This is a genomic window from Paraburkholderia silvatlantica, from assembly GCF_003096715.1.
GTDB lineage: Bacteria > Pseudomonadota > Gammaproteobacteria > Burkholderiales > Burkholderiaceae > Paraburkholderia > Paraburkholderia silvatlantica.
The window spans coordinates 56,267-75,575 of record NZ_QEOL01000036.1; the positions used below are offsets into that span (position 1 = coordinate 56,267).

Annotated in this window: 22 protein-coding genes; 15 read left to right on the forward strand and 7 right to left on the reverse strand. The window is 61.9% G+C overall.

The genetic code is table 11. The annotated features are described in order from the left end of the window. Nucleotides 1-62: 62 nt before the first annotated feature. The 3 genes from C7411_RS33635 to C7411_RS33645 are packed head-to-tail and all read right to left on the reverse strand — an operon-like array spanning nucleotide 63 to nucleotide 2,145. Entirely contained in the window at nucleotides 63-884 is an 822-nt protein-coding gene (locus tag C7411_RS33635; protein WP_110388419.1) for a hypothetical protein, read from the reverse strand. Continuing rightward, on the reverse strand, nucleotides 881-1,654 hold the full coding sequence (locus C7411_RS33640; protein WP_110388420.1) for a nucleotide-binding protein: 774 nt from the start codon (nucleotides 1,652-1,654) through the stop codon (nucleotides 881-883). Before C7411_RS33640 ends, C7411_RS33635 begins: the two co-directional genes overlap by 4 nt. Further along, nucleotides 1,651-2,145 carry a hypothetical protein gene (locus C7411_RS33645; protein WP_110388421.1) on the reverse strand — a complete coding sequence of 165 codons (495 nt, stop codon included), beginning with the start codon at nucleotides 2,143-2,145 and terminating at the stop codon, nucleotides 1,651-1,653. Before C7411_RS33645 ends, C7411_RS33640 begins: the two co-directional genes overlap by 4 nt. A gap of 499 nt (nucleotides 2,146-2,644) precedes the next feature. On the opposite strand from C7411_RS33645, the gene mobA reads away from it, so the two are divergent. From mobA to C7411_RS33660, 3 genes are all read left to right on the forward strand, one after another. After that, a complete protein-coding gene (gene mobA, locus C7411_RS33650; protein ID WP_110388422.1) occupies nucleotides 2,645-3,010 on the forward strand; it encodes a plasmid mobilization protein MobA in 366 nt (121 codons plus the stop codon). After that, the gene (gene traI / locus C7411_RS33655) at nucleotides 2,979-4,820 is read left to right on the forward strand and encodes a TraI/MobA(P) family conjugative relaxase (protein ID WP_165822947.1); all 1,842 of its coding nucleotides are present in this window, start codon (nucleotides 2,979-2,981) and stop codon (nucleotides 4,818-4,820) included. The genes mobA and traI overlap by 32 nt, the downstream gene beginning before the upstream one ends. A gap of 593 nt (nucleotides 4,821-5,413) precedes the next feature. Then, nucleotides 5,414-5,956, forward strand: a complete 543-nt coding sequence (locus C7411_RS33660; RefSeq protein WP_165822948.1) for a type IV secretion system protein — start codon at nucleotides 5,414-5,416, stop codon at nucleotides 5,954-5,956. 70 nt (nucleotides 5,957-6,026) lie between these two features. Here the strand turns inward: C7411_RS33660 and C7411_RS33665 are convergent, their stop codons facing one another. Further along, on the reverse strand, nucleotides 6,027-6,473 hold the full coding sequence (locus C7411_RS33665) for a hypothetical protein (RefSeq protein ID WP_110388424.1): 447 nt from the start codon (nucleotides 6,471-6,473) through the stop codon (nucleotides 6,027-6,029). Nucleotides 6,474-6,495: 22 nt separating this feature from the next. Then, nucleotides 6,496-6,921, reverse strand: a complete 426-nt coding sequence (locus tag C7411_RS33670) for a hypothetical protein (protein WP_110388425.1) — start codon at nucleotides 6,919-6,921, stop codon at nucleotides 6,496-6,498. A 147-nt stretch (nucleotides 6,922-7,068) separates the two neighbouring features. On the opposite strand from C7411_RS33670, the gene C7411_RS33675 reads away from it, so the two are divergent. From C7411_RS33675 to C7411_RS33705, 7 genes are all read left to right on the forward strand, one after another. Then, nucleotides 7,069-7,431, forward strand: coding sequence for a helix-turn-helix domain-containing protein (locus tag C7411_RS33675; protein WP_110388426.1), 363 nt, complete (start codon nucleotides 7,069-7,071; stop codon nucleotides 7,429-7,431). A 273-nt stretch (nucleotides 7,432-7,704) separates the two neighbouring features. Beyond that, nucleotides 7,705-8,094 carry a helix-turn-helix domain-containing protein gene (locus C7411_RS33680; RefSeq protein ID WP_243413438.1) on the forward strand — a complete coding sequence of 130 codons (390 nt, stop codon included), beginning with the start codon at nucleotides 7,705-7,707 and terminating at the stop codon, nucleotides 8,092-8,094. A gap of 342 nt (nucleotides 8,095-8,436) precedes the next feature. Further along, complete coding sequence (locus C7411_RS33685) at nucleotides 8,437-8,817, forward strand: helix-turn-helix domain-containing protein (RefSeq protein ID WP_243413439.1); 381 nt, start codon at nucleotides 8,437-8,439, stop codon at nucleotides 8,815-8,817. A gap of 85 nt (nucleotides 8,818-8,902) precedes the next feature. Next, nucleotides 8,903-9,496, forward strand: coding sequence for a hypothetical protein (locus C7411_RS33690; RefSeq protein WP_133253745.1), 594 nt, complete (start codon nucleotides 8,903-8,905; stop codon nucleotides 9,494-9,496). A gap of 30 nt (nucleotides 9,497-9,526) precedes the next feature. Further along, entirely contained in the window at nucleotides 9,527-9,781 is a 255-nt protein-coding gene (locus C7411_RS33695; RefSeq protein WP_110388430.1) for a helix-turn-helix transcriptional regulator, read from the forward strand. Nucleotides 9,782-10,397: 616 nt separating this feature from the next. After that, nucleotides 10,398-10,586, forward strand: a complete 189-nt coding sequence (locus C7411_RS33700; RefSeq protein WP_309147594.1) for a type II toxin-antitoxin system RelE/ParE family toxin — start codon at nucleotides 10,398-10,400, stop codon at nucleotides 10,584-10,586. Nucleotides 10,587-10,687: 101 nt separating this feature from the next. Beyond that, nucleotides 10,688-10,984 carry a HigA family addiction module antitoxin gene (locus tag C7411_RS33705; protein ID WP_110388431.1) on the forward strand — a complete coding sequence of 99 codons (297 nt, stop codon included), beginning with the start codon at nucleotides 10,688-10,690 and terminating at the stop codon, nucleotides 10,982-10,984. A gap of 55 nt (nucleotides 10,985-11,039) precedes the next feature. Here the strand turns inward: C7411_RS33705 and C7411_RS33710 are convergent, their stop codons facing one another. Both C7411_RS33710 and C7411_RS33715 read right to left on the reverse strand, forming a co-directional pair. Further along, a complete protein-coding gene (locus tag C7411_RS33710; RefSeq protein ID WP_110388444.1) occupies nucleotides 11,040-11,876 on the reverse strand; it encodes a glycosyltransferase in 837 nt (278 codons plus the stop codon). Next, nucleotides 11,876-13,147: an oligosaccharide flippase family protein gene (locus tag C7411_RS33715; RefSeq protein ID WP_110388432.1), complete on the reverse strand. Its 1,272-nt coding sequence runs from the start codon at nucleotides 13,145-13,147 to the stop codon at nucleotides 11,876-11,878. The genes C7411_RS33710 and C7411_RS33715 overlap by 1 nt, the downstream gene beginning before the upstream one ends. Before the next feature lie 248 nt (nucleotides 13,148-13,395). On the opposite strand from C7411_RS33715, the gene C7411_RS33720 reads away from it, so the two are divergent. The 5 genes from C7411_RS33720 to C7411_RS33740 all read left to right on the forward strand — a co-directional run bounded on the left by C7411_RS33720 (nucleotide 13,396) and on the right by C7411_RS33740 (nucleotide 19,077). Beyond that, nucleotides 13,396-14,790, forward strand: coding sequence for a phosphomannomutase/phosphoglucomutase (locus C7411_RS33720; RefSeq protein WP_110388433.1), 1,395 nt, complete (start codon nucleotides 13,396-13,398; stop codon nucleotides 14,788-14,790). Between the two features lie 250 nt (nucleotides 14,791-15,040). After that, nucleotides 15,041-15,277, forward strand: a complete 237-nt coding sequence (locus C7411_RS33725; protein ID WP_110388434.1) for a hypothetical protein — start codon at nucleotides 15,041-15,043, stop codon at nucleotides 15,275-15,277. Nucleotides 15,278-15,279: 2 nt separating this feature from the next. Beyond that, nucleotides 15,280-16,560, forward strand: coding sequence for a glycosyltransferase family 87 protein (locus tag C7411_RS33730; RefSeq protein ID WP_165822949.1), 1,281 nt, complete (start codon nucleotides 15,280-15,282; stop codon nucleotides 16,558-16,560). 85 nt (nucleotides 16,561-16,645) lie between these two features. Next, on the forward strand, nucleotides 16,646-17,956 hold the full coding sequence (locus tag C7411_RS33735; protein ID WP_110388436.1) for a glycosyltransferase family 87 protein: 1,311 nt from the start codon (nucleotides 16,646-16,648) through the stop codon (nucleotides 17,954-17,956). Then, nucleotides 17,953-19,077 carry an acyltransferase family protein gene (locus C7411_RS33740; protein ID WP_165822950.1) on the forward strand — a complete coding sequence of 375 codons (1,125 nt, stop codon included), beginning with the start codon at nucleotides 17,953-17,955 and terminating at the stop codon, nucleotides 19,075-19,077. Before C7411_RS33735 ends, C7411_RS33740 begins: the two co-directional genes overlap by 4 nt. Nucleotides 19,078-19,309: the final 232 nt, after the last annotated feature.

Here is a 19,309-nt window from a genome sequence, read left to right on the forward strand (position 1 = left end):
CTGCCGAAGCCCTCTTTGCCGGTCGCGCGCAACGTGCACCATGCGCCTCCGACCTGGGCAATTCAATGTTGCGCCTCCGGTTTCGACGCCGTTCTTTGCGGGATGCGGGGGCGATGTGCCGTGGTGGAGACGGCTGACGCCGACGACGGCTCATGAGAAATATCCGGGCGCTGTGGCATGCTGCACGTGCCTGGGGCGGCGAGGTCGGTGAACAGTTGATGCTTCGTCCAGAAGATCACGAAGCCCGGCACCGCGAGTGCATGGAGCAGCAGCACACCCATTGCAAGCAGTGCCGTGCATTGCACGGCCCGGCGCACCGAGCCTGCCGCCTTGCAGGCCGCCTCATCGACTCTGGGCACGGCCGCATCGATCGAGGCAACGAACCGCATGCGGGCCTTTTCGAGCGCCGCGGCGTGCTCAATGGCACTTTGCGCAAGCACGCCGTGCTCACCGGTCAACTGGCGGCTGACATCCTGCACGATGTCATTTGTGCCTTCTTCGACCAGCTGGCTGATCGCCTGGGCCGAGAGTTCGGCCAGGAGCTTCTGGTAGCTCGCGGTTGACTGCCGCTCCAGCGCCTTCAGGGTATCCTGGTGGCTTTTCAGTGCCGCTGACTGCGCTTCGGCCATGACCTGGACCTGGGCGCTGACCGACTGCGCACTGTTGCCGATCCTGCGCAGGGCGCGATCAGCGGCCTGCCCGATTTCCTTCGCCGCGTCCGCTGTCTGCGTTCTGAGCTCATCCAGGGTCATCCGGGTAATCGCGAAGGGAACCCATGACGGATCGTCAAAGCTCAGGCCGTACGCAATGGCCATCTCGTGGATACGTTCGCGCTCTTCATCGTCGATGCGCGAAAGCAGCCGGTCGAATGCCTCGCTGCTCATCTCTTCGTCTCCGCAAGCCCCAGCCACTGCGCCGCCTCGTCCAGCTCTTCATCAAGCGCCTGCATCCAGCGGTGCAAACGCGAACGTTGGGGTGTCGTCAGCCGTCTGTCCTCGCGCGCATCTGCGAACGTGAGCATCAGGTCGTCTATCGCAACGAGCACGCCCGCCTGAAGCTTCGGCAAGTTGATCTCGATTCCACCCGACTCGCCGAGCATGGCGCGTCCGGGACTGGCGGCAGTATGCGTGCCGCCATACCACATGAAAAAATCCTCGCGATCACCAAACCACCGGTTGATCGCCACCACATAATCGGCCTGTGTCCCGGCCAGCTCGATCATCTCGCGAACCGTGCGGGTGCTTGAGCTGAATGGCGAGAGGACGTTGACAAGCGTGGGCCGGTAGCCGCAGCGCGCCAGTTCCGCAAAAAAGCCGGTATCGCGATCGAACGCGCCGAGCTGCGTGAGCGAGGCCGCCGGCAGGTCGGCCAGGATAAGCGCGCGCCCGGAATCGATGGCGGCGAGCAACTGGTCGCGCTCACGCTCCGTGCCGGTGAATCGAATCGGCACGACCCCGTCCGCGAGCTGGGCCTGAACGGGCGCACCCGCCTCATCGAGCCTGGCATAAAACTGGAACAGGTTGCCGACCTCCCCGTCACCATCGATCATCAGCACGTCGCGCTGCTCGCGTCGCAGGCGATCCGCCAGTGCCCGTGTCATGAGGCTCTTGCCCGTGCCACCCTTGTCACCGCAGACCATCACGAACCGTTTCATCGCTGCCCTCGCCTGGTCGCCCCCGGGGTTAGCGTCGAGCCCAGGGCAGGGGCGTTCCCGGAGGGCTGTGCGTGCGCGTCGGGCTGCGCAACGTGGATTGTGGCTTGCGTCCGCGGTGCGGCCTGTGGCGTTGAGATGCGGCCGGTTGCCGCCGTTTTCGTCACGCCCGCGTGAGTGGACGCCGTTTTGCGCCGGGGACGTTTTGCGCGCGCGCGGCGTCTGTCGGATGTCGCGTCTTCCAGCGCCCGGCGCAGCGCCTCCTGGATCGTATTGGGTGACACGTCGATGCCTGCGGACTCACGGAAAAACACGGCGAGATCGCGCACGCGCCAGCCCGACTGGAGCGCCTCGCGCAGGATGTCGGCACGCCGGGAGATCTCGCGCGTGAGCGAGGGCGAAGTCTCCGGCGGCGGGCGCTCATGCAACCCATGAAGGGCTGCGTCGAGCTTTGCCCACTGTTCAGGCGAAGTCCGCTTGCCTTTCGTGCTCATTGCGCGGTGCTCCCGATGTTGTCCCCGTCAGGGCGTGACTGAACCGTACACAGATTCCAGCGGCCAATCTGTTACACACAGACAGGCTTGACGTTACGGCTGCCGCCTGGATATGCCGCGGTTGTTCGTGGTTATCCAGACCCGAAATCTTCGCTTACCAGTTTGTTCTTCGTTTGCTTCATCTACTGGATGCACACTGGTTGCGCGTCGCGTCGGGTTCCCGGGCGCGTCATGAGCGCGTTTCACCGGCGGCTCGCCTGCAACTCACCGACTTCGCCAGGCGCGTGGCGTCATGCGTGGCGGCGCCGGTGAACCGGCTCGTCGTGGTGCGCCGTGCGCGGCGCCTCAGGCGATGCGTCAGCGATGCATCGGTGACGCGCGGGACGCTGGTGACCCCGGGGCTGCCCGCTACCGGCTTTTTTTGCCCTGTCGTGCGCGGTGAAGGTCAGCACCCGTGCGGTGTCGCGCGTGGGGTGGCAACATCAACGGAGGCAACAGCATGTCCACCAGCAAGGAAACGACGCAGTACAAGAATGTCAGGGCGCGCCTGACGCGGGATGAGCACAGCGCCCTCGTCCAGAAGGCCGCGGATTGCGGCATCACGCTTTCAGCGTACCTGCGGGCCTGCGCACTCGGGCGCAGGACGCGCAATGTCAGCACGAGCCGCATGCTCGATGCGCTGGTCATGCTTGGCCACGAGCAGCGCCGGATAGGCGGATTGATCACGCGCCTCGGTGAAGCGCAGATGCTCTCGGTAGCCGAGCGTGCGGTGCTCGTTGCGCAGATCGAAGCTGCGCAGCACGGTGTCATCGATGCGATACGCGGGCTCGGCGATGCTGGCAAAGGTTCTCTCGAAAGGGCGTGACGCCGGGGGCGACTGTCGCTCGCTGATCCGTTATGTGATGCGGTCGGCCGAGGAAGGTGCACCCGAAGTCGAGGCCTTCACCAACTGCCTGTCGCTTGAGACTGCGCACCTGGAGATGCGCGCCGTGGCACATCGCAATGCCCGTGTGCGTGGCCCGATTTTTCACTTCATTGTTGCCTGGCGCGAGGGGGAGCATCCGCACAGTACCCAGCTGTGCGAGGCAGGCCGCGCTGCGCTCGAAGCACTGGGCATGCCGCTCGGAGATCACCAGTACGTATTTGCCGTTCATCGCGACACCGGCGGCGTACACCTGCACGTCGTCGTGAACCGGGTGAACCTGCAAACGGGCCATGCCGCGCTTCCGGGCCTGAGCTACCTGAAACTCGGCCGCTGCATGCGCGAGCTGGAGTTGCGCCAGGGCTGGGAGCACGACCGGGGGCCGTTTATGGTCGTTGAGCGTGATGGGCAACCCGTCGTTGAGCGCGACCTCCCGTCGCCGGGAAGCGCGCGACACAGCCTGCCCGCGCGGGCGCGCGACATGGAGACGTTCAGCGGGATCGAAAGCCTCGCCACGTACATCGGCGGGGCGCCATTGCGCGATGTGCTGGCTGCGCTCTCTCACCCCGGCGTCACCTGGCAGGATGTCCACGAGGCACTCGCGCAACACGCACTGGAGTTGCGTATCAGGGGGCACGGGCTGGCGATCCACGCGAAAGGCCACGAAACGCGCTTACCCGTCAAGGCCAGCAGCGTGGATGAGTGCCTCGGCCGGGGCAGGCTGGAAGCGCGCCTTGGGCCCTGGGAGCCACCTGCACGCATGATTCAGGTCTCCCAGGCCGCTCGCCACTACGGTGAACGTGAAATCAATGACGCCAGTGCGTCCCACCGGGAGGCGTATGCCGAGAGTTGCGCCGCACTGCGCGCGAAGTATGCAGGTGAGAGGCGACGCCAGGAGGACGCATTCGCCGCCCGGCGGCAAGCGATGCGAAGCCGCCACGAGACTCAATATCGTGAGCTGCTCGAGCGCCACCGTCTCGTGCGTGAGCGTATCTTCGGGGAGGAGCTCTCATCGATTGAGCGCCGCGCAGTCCGTTCCATCGCGGCCTTCGAGCGCGCCCGTGAGCTCGAGCGCCTGCGTGAGCAGCAACGTGCCGAACGCGGCGAACTCGCGCGAGTTCAGAGCTATCGCCAGTGGGTGGAAATGCTGGCCCAGCAGGGTGACGAGTCGGCCCTTGTGCAGCTTTACGGCTGGGCGCGGCGTCGCACGTCCAGCCGCGTCGTCCAGCCCGCGCGTAGCAACTGGATTTCGGCCATGCATTCACCCGACGCCTACCCTTTGCCGCCAGGGCGGGCGCATGTCATGGAGAACTGGACGTGGCGCGTCGATACGGCGAACGGCAATGTGCACTATTTGCGCCAGGGCGAGCAGCAAATGACCGACGAGGGGTGGCGGGTCGTGTTCGACTCAAACGATGCGCGCCAGGATGCCATGCTGACCGGGCTGCTGCTCGCGCGTCAGAAGTTCGGGCCACACATTGACGTGACGGGCAGTGAAGATTTTCGGCAGCGTAGCGCCATGCTGGTGGTGAAATATCGTCTGGACATCCGCTTCGGTGACACGGCACTTGAGGCAATGCGACTGGCGCTCATACGGGAGCGCGAGCAGGAGGCAGTCGCGCGAGCGCGCCAGAAGCCTTCCGATCGCGTTGCGCAACGGGAACGGATGGAGGATCAATCCGTTCATCGGGTGCATGAGCGCGAACCCCAGGCGACGCCGTTGCGAGCGCCGATCGATGGGCCGGAGCGTTAGCTCGGTGATTCGCGGGCATTGTTTCAACCCGGGAGCGTCCTGAATCGGGAAAACGCTGCGCTATTGCGCGTCGGACATGCGAACATCACGAGGCTCGCAATCGGCGCGTCATGTGCCTGAGGCGTGCGATCACCAGCTCGTTGCGCGGCTGCAGCCTGGCGGGTTATCGCTAGGCGTCAGTCACGCGTTGCCCGTCTGGCATGCATGACATGCTGATGCGGGTTCCTTGTCCATCAGAAAAAACTGGTCTATAAAGAAAACGACAACTGGATCCGGTCAACGTGCGAAGCACGACCGAGTACGCGTTAGCGGCCCTGAATATCGATGTGCGCATAAGCGCGCCGATACGCAGCAACCAAGCAAAAAGCCTGCGCAAGCAGGCTTTTTGCTTTCCGGGTTCCAGCTTTTCGTTGCCTGCCTCCGGCAGCGCTGTCCGGTGGCGTGACTGATCGTCCGCCTGCCCCGTCGTTATTCCGGGTCTCATGGTGACGGAGGCTGCATATGACGTCGTCCACTGTTCAAGGCGGGCGCAGTCCGCATCCGGGCCGTGCCCGCAGGTACGAGCGCTTCATGAGTTCGGCGGGAGGCCACCAATGAACGGCCTCTTTACCGCTGTGGGCGGAACGCTCGAGAACGGCATGTCGAACTATGTGAACAGCGTCTTGGCGGCCCTTTCCGGCGCCATCGTACCGGTGGTGACCATGACCGTCACCGTCTGGATTCCCGCGTATGGCTTCACGGTGATACGCGGCGAAGCTCTCGCGTCGGTGCGCGCATTTGCCTGGCGCGCACTGAGAGTCGCGGTGATCCTCGCGTTCGCATTGGGCACGGGCCTTTACCAGGAGCAGGCGGTAAAGGCCGTTGAGGCCGCAACGACTGGTCTCGCCGCAAAGATCCACGCCGCCGCCGCGACTGCCGGCGCAGGCAACGCGGGCTGCGGGTCGGTCAGTTGGGGCCGCGTGACGGGCACGAGCGCTTCGGCGATCTGTCAGACGCTGGCCTGTTACGACTGCCAGATCGACCTTGTAACCAAGTCCTGCGGCGAAAAGGCGACGCACGAAGGTATGAGCCCCGCCGGTCTCGTTGCAGCGGCGGGGACGTGGTCGACGGGTGGCTGGCTAGCCTGGGCGGGGTGATCTTTCTGGTCGTTCTCGCGATCGAAATCATGATGGTGACGGCTCTTGGCTCCCGGCGACGGCCGAGCTTTTACCTCGTCATCGACACGCACAAGAGGGGCTGCCCGCGACCATCGTTATTCCCGCTGTGCGGCTCGAGCCGCACGACAAAATCGAGTTCGCGCTCCACGAGCCTTGCGAACTGTTCCTGCACGGCATCGAGCTTGAGGAGACACTGCACATGCCAGTTCAATCCGACCATAAGCCAGTCCGACAGTCCGTTCCATTCGCTCAGAAGGATGGCGCCGGCCGTGCCGTTTTCTTCCGCAAACTTTTCAATGCGCCGCTCGATGATGCGGGCATCATCCCGAAGCATCGTGCCGGAGACATGCAGCGATACGGTATGTGCGGTTTGGTCGTGTGCGAAATAGACCGTCGCGAAGCCCTTGAGATGCCGTTTTATCCGATCGATCTGTTCTGTCTCCAGGTCGTCGTGCACGGGCAACGAGCCCGACAGGACGTAGGTTCCCTTTTCCATGGCAGTCATCCCTGTACACTTGTCACGCGTCGACGACGGCTTCTGTCATGGCGTCTTCGCCCGTTGCACCGAGCTCGCCGAGAATGAATGCCTGGCGACCCAGCAGTGCATCCATCTGGAGATGCAGATCAGCAAGCTCGTCGAGCAGTGCGACGTGGGGAGAAAGTCCGAATGCAACGAACGAAGGTTCGCCATAGCGCCGCCGGCTGAAGATCGCACCGGCTGCTGCCCATTTCTGCGCGAACCGAGCGAGTGTGTCTTCGATAGATTGCTGCTCGTCCTGGGAGAGGGCGCCGCGCACCCGTATCACGAGCGAATGGGTCACGCTATCAGTGGCGAAGTAGACGTCGGCGGGTCTTGCGAGACTCTCGGCGAGTTGCTGGGCGTGGGCATGCTTGAAACTCGCGCGGACCGGAAGGGCACCGCAGATTTCGTAGTTGAATGACATGGCATCTCTCCTTTCGGGTAGAAACGAAGGTCTATCGGGACACAGCAAGTTCGTATCGCCTCGGCGCGATACCCACAGGAAGTAGTCAAACGGACACACGACCAACAATAGTATCTAATCGTGAATATTTCAAGATCAGTTTCACAAATGGATGCTTTTGCCGTACGCCTGAGACAGGAGCGACGTCGGCTGGGCTTGAACCAGGCTGAGCTGGCGAATGCCGGCGGCGTGCAGAAACATGCGCAACTCAACTACGAGAAGGGCATGAGGCATCCCGATGCGAGTTATCTGGCCGGAATCGCCAAGGTCGGCGTCGACGTGCTGTATCTGCTGACGGGACGCCCGTCTGACCCGTCAACCCTCGCACTCGATCCCGATGAGGAGCGGTTACTATTTGGTTACCGTCAGCTAAAGCCCCGGGAAAAGAGGGGTGTGCAGGGGCTGGTAGCAGCGATGCTCGGCGCGTCTGAGGGCGACACCAGTGAGGACTGCCAAGATGTAGTTGGCTAAAAAGGGCGCTGCATAACCGTACTACGAGCGAAAAGATACCGGTGTCGGATGTGACGTGCACATCGGTCGGCCGATTAGGGTTCGCCGTGAGTTGCTGGACGCGTGGAGGGGCGAGGCTGGAGCCTAATGGAAGGTTGCCCCAGATTTCATAATTGGCGGACATGGCAATTCCGATCCAGGTTATGACGTGGGCCGCGAGCCGTTCTACAACGCATGGCGCTCTCCTCGTAATTCAAACGCGTACATCAGATAGATTAGTAATCGAAACGTTCCATGTCAACAAAAATTACGCAAATGGATAATTTCTCGATCCGTTTGAAACAGGAGCGGCGCCGTTTGGGCATGAACCAGACGGAATTCGCCAGTGCCGGCGGGGTCCAGAAACAGGCGCAGTTCACCTACGAGAAGGGGATGAGATACCCCGATGCGAGTTATCTGGCCGGAATCGCCGAGGTCGGCGTCGACGTGCTGTATCTGCTGACCGGACGCCCGTCTGACCCGTCAACCCTCGCACTCGATCCCGATGAGGAGCGGCTTCTTGCCGGCTACCGGGAACTGAAGCCCCGGGAAAAGAGAGGTGTGCAGGGGCTCGTAGCGGCGATACTTGGTGCGCCTGAGGGCGAGGGTGACACGATTGAGGCTCGCCATAACGTCGCGGGCTAAAGATCGCGCCGCACACCCAATTGGCGAGCCGATGGGGTGCCATATGGGTTGGGAAGCAGCGATCGGCTCGCCTGGCGGGACACTCAGCGAGTTGTTGGGCGTGCGAATGCCTGTCGCTGGGGCGCCGCGGAAGGGCGCCGCGGATTTCATTGTTGAGCGACACGGCATCTCTCCTTTCGGGTAGAAGCAAAAGTCTGCTGGGACATGAAACGGTTCGTCGGTCATGTCGTGACTGGGCGGCGTGCCTTCAGCAACGGTCACGTTTGCCTCGCGATGTATCCGCGCCGATGTCGGAGCCTTACCGCCGATTGTGTACAATCACATTAGTCAACAAATTCATTCATGTCAAATGAAAATCCACAATTGAGTATATTTCCGGTTCGGCTAAAGCAGGAGCGTCGACGCCTTGGCATGAATCAGGCGGACTTTGGCAGCGCAGGTGGCGTGCTGAAGCAGGCGCAGTCCAACTACGAGAAAGGGCTGCGGTATCCGGATGCAAGCTACCTGGCTGGCATTGCACAAGCCGGCGTAGACGTCCTGTACCTGCTGACAGGGCGCGCGTCGCATCCCGATACGCTTGCCCTCGAACAGGATGAAGAGCGGTTGCTCGCCGGGTATCGCGAGCTGAAGTCCCGGGAAAAAAGAGGTGTACTCGCGCTGGTAGCGGCTATGACTGCTGACCCGGGGAGCGAGACGGACACAGGCGAGGCGGGGCCCGGGTAAGAGCGTCGCATGCGCAGGCATTGTCGACGGTCTCAGTAGCAAGTCCTTGCGGATGAATTTTTGATTATCGGGCGTGCGCCTTGTCGTGAGCGAGATTCCCTGTTCCCTGGAACTGCAGTTGCGTCGCTGCGCGAGCGACGCAGGGGTACTGTCGGCCCATGTGATCCGCATGTGCTGCGACGGGTTTCGCCAGCACATGGGTCGTGAAACCCGTCGGCAACGCTTCGCTCCTGCCGTGGTTATTGGGCCGTTTGTCCTGCTCGTCGCACTCACGCTCTTCTTCGGCTTCCTCTCGCGGCCTGATCCCATGCTCGCTTCGTTTGTCGGCGTGCTGTCATGGATCGTCACTTTCTACGGAATGGCAGGTCGGCTGCACGCGCAGCGGATGCGCTCGGCAAGCCGGCTCGAGGCCGGGCGCATCGATGCGTGGGCAACCATGCTGGGTCGGCTTCAGCTTTCATTGCGCTACGTCGTTGAAATGGACGTGCGGACCGTACTTCACAGGCTGCCGGTTATGCTCTGTCGACTGCGGGGCTGTTTGCGACTTAGGCTAGGACTGATCGATCACACGCTCATCACGTCGCGCCTCGTTCCCCCGAAGGCCCGCGTGCGCCTGAGCGTTGCGCGGATTCCACGCCTCTTTGCCGCGCCCGCGGTGCGTTTCTCCTTACGACCGTAAAGAGGCTGCCTGCATTCAGGAGGCAGTCCCATGGCCCGCAAAACTTCGGTCCCCATTCCGACCGCGCCGCTCGTTCCTGGTTACCTGCTGCGTTTCGTTGACCTTCGCCCTCACGTTCGCCTCTCCCGGCAAACTGTCCTGACGCTGGAGCACGCGGGTCGCTTTCCGCGTGCTGTCCGATTCGGCCCACGCTGTACCCTCTGGCGCTCGGCCGACGTGATCGCCTGGCTGGAGGACCCGGAGCACTATCGCGCGTCAAGGGTGGAAGAGGGCAGCCACGGATGAGGAGCCCCGCGCTCAGCCGTTGGTGGCCGCTCATTTGTCCGCGCGGTTCTCCTGGGCCCCGGCGTAAATCAGGACGGCTGGTCGAAACGTGATCGAGACAACTGGTCGCTCCCGGGTGAGGCGATGACGTCAAGATGGACGGGTGCGTGGCGCCTGCCGCCTACCGCCCACTATGGATCGAAGGGGTTGGGGCCGAGCGCCCCATCGCAGGCGACTGCCGGGCTCGTTGTGCCCCTCGGCATCGTCCGGCGGCGGGCGCGGCGCTGTGCTGCGGCACAGCCCGTCCGCGGCTTCCGGCAAGCAGGATGGGATGGCCGCTGCAGAGATGGACGGGCGCTGCTTCTTCGCTGGCACCATGCAAGCCCGTTATGAACCAGCGCTGTCGCCCCGGCGAAGAGGAACGAGGCCAAGTATTTGAGCATTCGGCCTTCTACTTCGTTGACCGTTTCCTGCGTGCAACCACTCCGCGTGCTGAAACGCGAAAACTCGCTCCAGTGCAAGCGCCTGTACTCCGGTGTGTTTTGGCTTCCGCCCGCTTCGCGAGTGAATAAGGGGTAAGCCCCACTGCTGCATACTTGCGCTAGTCAATACTATTGTGTCGCACTAGCATTGGTGCATGATCCTGTCCTTCAAATGCGCCGACACCGCTGGCCTGTTTAATGGGTGTCGGGTTGCCTGCTTTGTGAACGTTGAGCAAGTCGCCATGCGTAAGCTCGCGATGCTCAATCGTGCGCAGACGTTGACTGACCTGAAGGTACCGCCGCGCAGCCAGCTGGAAGCGCTAAAGCGTGATCGGGTTGGTTAGCACAGCATCAGGATCAACGACCAGTATCGAGTGTGTTTCCGCTTGGATGCGGGGAATGCATCCGATGTTGAGATCGTCGACTACCGCTAGGAGGTGCTGCCATGCCGCGTGACGTTTCATATCCCCATCCAGGGGAAATTCTGTCGGAGGATTTCATGCTTCCGATGGATACCACTGCGTACCGCCTCGCGAAGGAAATCGGCGTTGATCAAACGCGCATCGGCGAAATCATCTCAGGCCGTCGCGCCATTACTGTAGATACCGGCCTGCGCCTTTCCCGCTTCTTCGGCATCAGTGATGAATTCTGGACCGGCCTCCAGCTGGACTTCGATACCGCTCATATGAAAGATGAGCTGGCGCGTCAACTCGACGCTATCCACCCCTTCGAACCAGCCTGATCCTGATTCTGCTTCGCAGGAAGCCGTTTGCATGAGGCGAGGGCGCGTTGCCTTGTTATGTGCGGCGTGCGAACAGCACGCGCTTCATCTTCTGCAGGGTACGATAGGGCGTGACGAAGTGCAGCAGGCTCTTCGCCACGCCTGCCCAGTCGCGCCAGTTCAGCACATTCAGATAGCGCAGTTGCAGACGCAGCGTCGAAACGATCTGACGCCGCCGCTTCGTGGCGCTGATACCGCCTTCGTTCAGTTCGTAGTACAGCCCGAGTTCCGGCAGATTCGCGCACTCGTAGCGCTCCATCAATCGCAGGAACAGATCGAGATCCTCGGCGGCCGGATATTGCACGCGATAGTTGCCCACCGCGAGCACGGCATCAACGCGCAGCATCACCGAAGGATGCACGAGCGGCGAGCGCAGCATGCGCGTGCGGCGCAGCGCGCGCGCATCGGCGCTCGGGCGCAGCATGAAAAGCGGCTCACCCGCGCGATTGACCACCTGGGTCCACGTGCCGAGCGCCGCGAGCGCGGGCTCCGATTCCATGCGTGAGCGTTGTTTCGCCAGGCGCCGCGGCGCCGCGAGATCGCCCGCATCGATGCGCGCCGCATAGCGAAAACCCCGCGCCGCAAGCGCTTCGATACCCGCCTGCAACGCGCGCTCGATGCCGCCGTTCTTCGGCATGCGCAAGACTTCCACGCGCATGCCCGGCATCTCGGGCGCGACGATGGGCGGCGTGCTGCCGTCGTCGACGATGAGCGCGTAAATGGTTGCGTCCTCATTGAACGAAGCGAGCGTGCGCGCGACATCGTCCTGGCCGTTGTACGCGGGCATGAGCACGGCGACGTCAGCGAGCGCGCCTTCGCGTGCGTCGCTCGCTGGGAGCGCGGCGGAATTCATCATGAAACGAGTTTGAAGCGGATGTAATAGAGATTCACGCAGGCGGCCGCGAGATAGCCCGCCGCAAGACCGCAAAGTGCGCCATACGAGCCAAGTCGCGGGATTGCCATGAGATTCACGGCGAACGACACCGCAAGCGCGAGCAGCCATTTCGCGAGCAGCACGAACTTCGCCTGATATTTGAGCACGACGAGGTTGCCGATGGCTTCGAGCCCCGCCGGCACGGAAAGCCACACGGCCCAGCGGAAGATGCCAATCGCGCCTTCGTAGTCCGGCCCGAACACGCGGCCGATGATGAACCCCGCGAGCGCGTCGAGCACGAGCGCACCGGCCACCATCAGCACCGCGGTCATCGCAAAGAGGCGCACGAGGTTGCGACGCAACTGAGCGGTCTGCTGCACACGGTAGACGAAGGCGGGCGCGATGGTCTGCGAGAGCATGAGCGCGAGCGTGATCCAGTTCTCGTTGAGCTGCTGTGCGGCCGAGTAGCGGCCGAGATCGGCGAACGAGATCGTGCGCTCAAGCATCAGGCGGTCGAGCTTCAGGAACAGGTACATGCAGATGAGCCCGAGCCAGAACACCGTGCCCGCGCTCGCGAAATGCCTGAAAAGCGGGCGGTCCACGTGCCACCCGAGCTTGCCGCCGTGCCGGCGCCGGAAGTAGAGCACCAGTGCCGCGCCGATCGCCGCCGATTCGAGCGCCCAGAGCCAGCCGAAGGTGGCGGGCGCGTAAGCCGCGCGCGCAAGCAGATACACGAGCAGCGCCTTGATCACCGCCGTCGTCATGCTCGCGAGCAGTTGCGGCTTGCTGTACGTCATGCTCTGCAGCCACGCGTTGATCACCCCCACGAACGGCTCGCGAAACAGCATCGTCACCGCGAGCCCGGCGAGCATGGCGCCGACCATCGGGTCGGTCACGCCGAGCGCAATGCCGGCCCACGTGAGAAGCAGCGCCGCTGCCGACACGCCGATGCGCAGCGCGAACGCGCTCCCGAGCACGGTGCCAAGCTGCTCCGGCGGCCGGTTGACGATCGTGGGCACGAGGATCTCGGCGCCGCAGACCCAGGTCACGGGCGCGAGCACGAGCAAAAGCGTGTTGGCGTACTGCCACTTGCCGAATACGTCAGGGCCGAAATGGCGCGCGAGCACGCCGCTGATGACAATGGCCACCGCGATTTGCGTGACGCGCTCGAGCCCGAGCCACACGATGTTTGCAAACGCACGGGCGACGTCGGGATTGCCAAACCGGCCGAAGCGCTTGAGGCTCAGCATCGCGTCTCGCCACGGCGGGAGGCGCTGAAAAAGGGGCAGGCACGCGGCATGCGCGATCTCTTCGCCATTTTTGACGAATATTTTGGCGATAAAAGGAAACGGCGAAGCATTAAAATGGGTGCATACCACTGCCGAAAAACGGCAATTATAGTTTGTAACGGATCCCACTTTTCGTAACGCTGGAGGCTTACAGCCGCCTGTCTGTGTTACGAATAGACCCGAATCCCCATCAGGACGTGAGTCTCAACATGATTTCCAAATCGATTTTCAAGGCATATGACATTCGCGGCGTGATCGGCAAGACGCTCGACACCGACACCGCGCGCGCCATCGGCCGCGCCTTCGGCAGCGAAGTGCGTGCGCAGGGCGGCGAAGCCGTGGTGATCGCGCGTGACGGCCGGCTCTCGGGTCCCGATCTCTCGCGTGCGCTGGCCGACGGCCTGTGCGAAGCCGGCGTGGATGTGGTCGACGTCGGCATGGTGCCCACGCCCGTGGGTTACTTCGCCGCAAGCGTGCCGCTCAGGCTGGTGGGCGGCGAGCGCAACGTGGACTCGTGCATCGTCGTGACGGGCAGCCACAATCCGCCCGACTACAACGGCTTCAAGATGGTCCTGCGCGGCAAGGCGATCTACGGCGACCAGATCCTCGCGCTGTACGACCGCATCGTCGCGGACCGCTTCGACGCGGGCGAAGGCAGCTACACGAAGTACGACATCGCCGATGCCTATGTCGATCGAATCTTGAGCGACGTGAAGCTCGCACGCCCGATGAAGATCGTGGTCGACACCGGCAACGGCGTGGCGGGCGGCCTGGCGCCGCGTCTCTTTAAGGCGATGGGCTGCGAGCTGGTCGAGCTCTTCACCGAGGTGGACGGCAATTTCCCGAACCACCATCCGGACCCGGCGCACCCCGAGAACCTGCAGGACGTGATCCGCGCGCTCAAGGAAACGGATGCGGAGATCGGCTTCGCGTTCGACGGCGACGGCGACCGCCTGGGCGTCGTGACCAAGGACGGCCAGATCATCTACCCCGATCGCCAGCTCATGCTGTTCGCCGAGGAAGTGCTCTCGCGCAACCCCGGCAAGCAGATCATCTATGACGTGAAGTGCACGCGCAATCTTGCGAAATGGGTGAAGGAAAAGGGCGGCGAGCCGCTCATGTGGAAGACGGGCCACTCGCTCGTGAAGGCGAAGCTGCGTGAAACCGGCGCGCCGCTCGCGGGTGAAATGAGCGGTCACGTGTTCTTCAAGGACCGCTGGTACGGCTTCGACGATGGCCTGTACACGGGCGCGCGTCTGCTCGAAATCCTCTCGCGCGTGGCCGATCCGGGTAAGCTGCTCAACGACCTGCCGAATTCGCACGCGACGCCCGAGCTGCAACTGAAGCTCGAGGAAGGCGAGAACTTCGAATTGATCGGCAAGCTGCAGAAGAACGCGAAGTTCACGGGTGCCGACGAGGTCATTACCATCGACGGCCTGCGCGTGGAATACCCGGACGGCTTTGGTCTTGCCCGCTCGTCGAACACCACGCCCGTGGTCGTGATGCGCTTCGAGGCCGACAACGATGCCGCGCTCGCGCGCATCCAGGCGGACTTCAAGCGCGTGATTCTCGCCGAGAAGCCGGACGCGAAGCTGCCGTTCTGACGAGGATGGTCTGGCAGTCAAGTCAGGCCGGTACGTAGACAGCGAGCCCGCACATGACCGATTTAACGGTCGTGTGCGGGCTCGCGAACGTTTACGGACTCATTGTGGCTGTCTCGCGGCAAGCGGTTCCTTCATACTTCTCGATACAAGCTATTGCGAAGCACGACCGGCATGAGGTGCGCCGCCTGGTCAAAGGGTGGAGTGTCGCTGTCTCCCGGCCCGAGCGTCGCGCGTCAAGGAGGGCCGGGGGATGCCAAGTGTCGTCGGGTTCAGAATCGATGAAGTCATCGCGATCGACGTTCATGTTTCGATCGCCAGGGCCGCATTCAGAAGGCTCGTGAGTTACACGAGCGTCGTGGCGGGTGCCATTGACAATTTAGCTTCGCGTTTGCTGCAGACGCGCTGTCTGCCGAACTTTGCCTTCGGCATCTACGTTCCTGCGCTGTCTAATGTATGGCAGCCCGGATGGTTCTATCAGGCGGCCTGACCATGCGCGATCATTCCACCGTTTCCACCTCACGGCGGTTGTCTGGACCGCCGCGCTGGATCGACGCGGGACGCATCCGCGTTTACGCGGCACTCGTGCTCATGTTGAATCTCGGATGCTTCGCCACACGGGTATGGTTCGGGAGCATCCTCCGGGCACCAAACATCAGCCCGCCGGGTTGGGATTTCGCCGTATTCTGGAGCGCCTCGTGGCTTGCGCTGCATGGACCGGCGGCCAACGTGTTCAATACCGCCCTCATCGAGCACCTCGCGTTGCCGTTGCAGAACATTCTTCCGTCTCAGCTCGTCACGCCCTGGACCTATCCACCCACGTTCCTGCTGGTCGTGCTGCCAGCTGCGTGGCTGCCGTTCCAGATCTCGTACCTCGTCTACCTTTTTGCCGGCATAGCCTTGGCGTTCCTTGCATGCACGCGAATTCTGCCACCGGCGCGAAGCTTTTCGTGGTGGATGCCGATCGTCGCATTCCCTGCTTCCTGGATTGTGGCGCACGCTGGGCAGAACTCATTTTTGACCTTTGGACTCTTGGGGCTGGGCATCACCTGCCTCGAAACGCGGCCAAGGCTCGCGGGAATTTTATTCGGCCTGCTTGCTATCAAGCCTCAACTGGGTGTCGTGATTCCGGTAGCGTTGCTGGTCAGCAGAAACTGGCGCGCGTTCGCGTCAGCGGCGCTGACCGTCGGCATGTTTTGCGGGCTCGCGGGTCTGGTGCTCGGATTAGATACGTTCGCGCGATTTGCCCAAGCGCTGCCTGCGTTCAATCAATTTGTGGTGCAGCATTCGGACCACTGGCCGCACGGCATTTCGACGGTGTTCGGCGCCGCACGGCATTTTGGCATGGCCCTGCCGGTTGCATATGGACTCCACGCAGTCGTGGCCGTGCTCGCTACGTGCGTGGTTGTGTGGCTTTGGGCGGCACGCGCATCCTTCGAGTTACGGGCGGCGGCGCTCGTGCTCGCGACCTTGCTGGTGCCGACGTATCTGATGCCCTACGACTTACTTTTGCTGGGTCTGCCAATTCTGTGGCTGGTGCGTGACGGGGCCCGCAACGGCTGGACGCGTGGCGACGGTGTCGTGATGGTGTGTGCGTGGCTTGCGCCACTTTCCTTCTACACGCCCCAGCAATGGGCGGCGAGCGCCTATGTTCCGCTCTTCACATTCGTGTTGCTGCTGGTCGTCGTGCGGCGCTATCTGGCTCGAAGGGTTGGGCGCGCGATCGAGTGCACCAGTTTGGCCGTGGCGGCCGAATCCAGTGACTTAGGTTGAACTTCGCCCACCCTGGCGCCACGACATCGCGGTCGACGTTAGTGCTTTCGGGACGCCTCTAGAAGAAGAACGATTGGAGATAGTCGTGGATACCTTGATGGCAAAATCGGAGCGCCGAAGCTCGTCATTTTTCACGAGTGAATGCCTCGCTTATTTTTGCGCCGCGACACTATTTTTACAGTTGGTGATCCTGATTATGTGGGGTGCAGCCTGCTGGTTTATGCATATACGCTACGTGCTTCCGCTGGGCATCGATTTTCGGGCATTCTGGGGTGCATCTTCTGTGTCGCTCCATCACGGAGCGTTGGCAGCGTTCGACCCACGCTTGCTACTTGCGGCCGAAAGACTTGCATTTTCCACCTCATCACTGGATCTCGACGTCGCGCTCTGGGTTTATCCGCCTCCGTTCCAGTTGGTCATCTATCCCCTCGCACTTGCTACCTATCCGGTCGCGTATGCGCTGTTTTCGTGTTTGAGCCTGCTTTCCTGTCTGCTTGCCTGCAGACCAGTCATGAAGGCGAAGCCGCTGCCGTGGATTGCCGTCATTGCTTTTCCGGGCATCTGGGTGGCTATCTTCCAGGGGCAGAATTCGCTGATTACCTTGGCACTCGCCGCTGGCGCCGTCGGGCTTTTGGGAACACGGCCGATTGTGGCTGGTATGTGTGCCGGGCTGCTGGTTATCAAGCCGCAACTCGCCCCCGTTTTCCCCATCATGTTTCTTTGTGGCCGACACTTCCGCGCATTCACTGCGGCTGTCTTGACGGTGTTGGTCGTCTGTGGTGCAAGCACACTAATACTCGGTCTTCCCCTTTGGGTTGAGTTCTTTCGAATACTCGCGCAATTCAATTCAACGATGTTGACGCACGGTGGCGACAGGATGTGGGGTGCGATGCCGACAATCTTTGCCGTTACCCGGCGCGCGGGGGCAAATGTTCAAACCGCGTACCTCGTGCACTATGCGATTGCCTTATTCGGTCTTCTGCTGTCAATGCGTCTGTGGATCAAATATCCGCATCACGGGATGAGCGCCTCGGCCGCGATCATAGTCGCCTTGATGCTGTCTCCGTATTTGCTCTATTACGATCTGGCGTGGCTGCTGCTACCAATCCTCTTTCTTTGCGACGATTTCCAGAGACGTCCAGAGCAAGTGATCCCGGGGTACATTCTCGTAGCACTGACGTGGATTATTCCAATCCCCTCCCTTCTATCTGTCTTTTGGTTTCACAGCGAGCAGTGGGCCACATTTCTGCTTCCCACGTTACTCGTGGTGACCTGGCATCGCTCTCGCGCGTTCGGTCCGAAACCACCTATGTGCCGGAACATGGTGCGGCTTGCGCGGGACTGTCCCGAAAATCTCGGCAGTCATGCTGGGAACCCCGGTCGGAGGGCGGCTTGAAAACTCCCAATCGAAGCCTGGAAGGTCTGCGCGGCGCAGCAGCGTTGATCGTTGTCCTCTATCACCTCGGTCAGGTGGCACACTTTACCGGCGTCATTCGAAGTGGTTATCTCGCCGTTGATCTTTTCTTTGTGCTGAGCGGACTTGTAATCTGTTCGTCGTATGACGAACGCTTGCGAAGTGGGTGGAGCGAAGTGTGGCGTTTCCTTGTGCGCCGGATTGGGCGCCTGTGGCCACTGCATATCACGACTGCCATCCTCTTTTATGTAATCGGCGGCTTGCCCCTGATCCTTACCCATAGCGGCCTGTTCGCACCGACAGGTGCCGAGGCCTTGTCTATCGTAACCCTGACGCAAGGCATGAACTTCTTCGATCACGCGATAGGCAATCCAAACGCCTGGAGCACCGGCGATGAGTTTTATGTCTACCTCCTCTTCGCGGGCGTTTGCCTGCTTGCGCGTAGGCAAGTGCAGATCGGTCTTGCCTGCGGCCTGGTCGTCGCAGGTCTCGCCGTCACTATCTACATCGACGCAGGAGCATGCAGGTACAACGGTCACTGCATGGATCTGGGTTTTACCTTCGGATGGGCGCGATGTATTGCGGGCTTCTCTCTTGGCTGCCTGATTGCCCATTTCAGGACGCGTCTGCTGACGGTCGCCACGCCGACAGTTCAGGTAGTAACGGCGATCGTTGCGCTGTCGCTCATGATCGGGGCGTATACTATTCCCCTGTCTGCGTTTGCCGCCCCCTTTGTCTTCGCCATGGTCATTGTGTCGCTCATCTCCGATCGGGGGCCACTAGCAAGTCTTCTGCAGACGCGCCCTTTACAATATTTGGGCAGGGTTTCCTACAGCCTGTATCTCAGCCATGCCGTATTCGTCATGCCGCTTGCAGAATTGCTTTGGTTGGGGAAGTATGGGATCAGTTATCAACTTGCGGGCACCATAGTTTTTCTCCTCTGTGCACTTTGCATGACGCAGTTTCTGCACCGCTATATCGAAGTCCCTTTTCGTGATCGAATATACGCGTGGGCCGACTCGCGTACTCAACATTTTGTGTCGCCGCCTCCGCCGGACTGCCGCGAAGATCGCGGATGTCAGGTGGGAGCGTCCACCCGATAGTACGCATCCGACTTCTCGGCACGAGCGGTGGTTCGAATATCGTGGCGAAGCGAGGCGTCGTTGCCCGCGACCTTGCCCACCGCGAATGCGAAGCAATCGGAGCTTGAGGGCCGCTTCCCCTGGCGGCAAGCCAGTTAAAGGCATCTCGTTATACAGAAGTATCGTACCCGTCGCGCAGGATCTGGATGGTGATCACCGCATCCATGACGCGCTGCATGCCAATCCACAGTGT